The organism is Nonomuraea sp. NPDC049400 (assembly GCF_044466425.1).
Taxonomy (GTDB): domain Bacteria; phylum Actinomycetota; class Actinomycetes; order Streptosporangiales; family Streptosporangiaceae; genus Nonomuraea.
The window spans coordinates 1-1395 of the sequence record NZ_JBITMP010000160.1; the positions used below are offsets into that span (position 1 = coordinate 1).

Genomic DNA, 1395 nt, shown 5'->3' on the forward strand with positions numbered 1-1395 from the left:
TTTCGCGATCATGGCTCGGATCTGCGCTGGTAGTGGCAGCGTCGGGCGGTGGCTTGGTGTCGGCGGCGCCAGTCTGACCAGCGCAGGACATGGGTGATCGAGCGGTGCCAGGTCAGCACGAGTACGGCGAGCAGCCGGCGGATCTCGGGCAGTGTCAGCGGGATGCGGTCCTGGTCACTGGGTGGCTGGGCGGCGGCGACGGCCACCAGCAGGGCCAGCGCGAGCATGGCCAGGGTGATGTGCCGGTGCCAGGCCGTCCAGTCGCGTACCTGGTAGTGGTCCAGCCCGACCTGGCCCTTGGCGGCTTGGAAGGACTCCTCAACCGCCCATCGAATTCCAGCGATCTTGACCAGGGCCATCAGGGGCTGCCGGGTGGGCGCGTAGCAGCGGTAGAACGCCAGCTCGCCGGTGGTCAGGTTGCGTCGGATCAGCAGCCACCGATATCCGTGGGCCTCGCTTTCGTCGATCCGTGCCCAGGCCCAGGCGTACCAGCGGGGGCCCTTGGCACCTTGACCGGCGCGGTAGCGGTGCCAGTGCCGATCGGACACTCGCGTGGCGACCTCGGCCGCGCTCACCTGGGCGCCCTCGAGTTCGACCCGCCGGTTGCCCGCGATCGCCAGCACGTACCCCATCCGGCGCTCCTCCAGGGCGGCGCGCAGGCGCGGGTCTTGCCCGTAGACCTCATCGCCGGTCACCCAATGGGCGGGCACGCCGGCCTCGAGGGCGGCCAGCACCATGGCCGTGGCCAGGGCGGGCTTGGTGGCGAAGGCGATCTCGTCCGGGACACCTGCCGCGAGGCAGCGGCCAGGGTCGGCCAGCCAGGTGTGCTCGGGCACGTAGAGCCGCCGGTCCAGCAGCGCGCGTCCCGCCGGGGTGGCGTAGGCGAGGAACACACCGATCTGGCAGTTTTCGATCCGGCCCGCGGTGCCGCTGTATTGCCGCTGCACCCCGGCCGAACCGACGCCCTTCTTGACGAATCCGGTCTCGTCCACGATCAGCACGCCGTCGGGACCGAGCCGGTCGACGGTGAAATCGCGGACGTCATCGCGCACCGCGTCGGCGTCCCAGCGGGCGGTGCGCAGCAGCCGCTGCAGCGCCTGCGGCCCGGTCAGCCCGGCGTGTTCGGCCAGGTTCCAGCAGTTCTTGCGGTCGATGTCAGCCAGCAGCCCGCGCACATAGGCGGTTGCCGCACGCCGCGGTTCGACGCGGCCGAACCGGCCGGCGATCCGAGCCATCAGCTCGTTGAAGATGACCATCCAGCCGTCAGGGTCTACGCTGTGGCTCGCGGCCACCGCACGATCTTTGGTTGTTCTCACAAACTCCGAATGATCACGCGGTGGCCGTCGCCATGTGACCCCAAGTCCTCAAGATCGCCAAGTGTCACTGGAGTACTAG

Annotated in this window: 1 protein-coding gene; it reads right to left on the reverse strand. The window is 69.6% G+C overall.

The genetic code is table 11. The annotated features are described in order from the left end of the window. Positions 1–8 precede the first annotated feature (8 nt). Positions 9–1235 carry an IS701 family transposase gene (locus ACIBVN_RS60880; RefSeq protein WP_349452552.1) on the reverse strand — a complete coding sequence of 409 codons (1227 nt, stop codon included), beginning with the start codon at positions 1233–1235 and terminating at the stop codon, positions 9–11. Positions 1236–1395 lie beyond the last annotated feature (160 nt).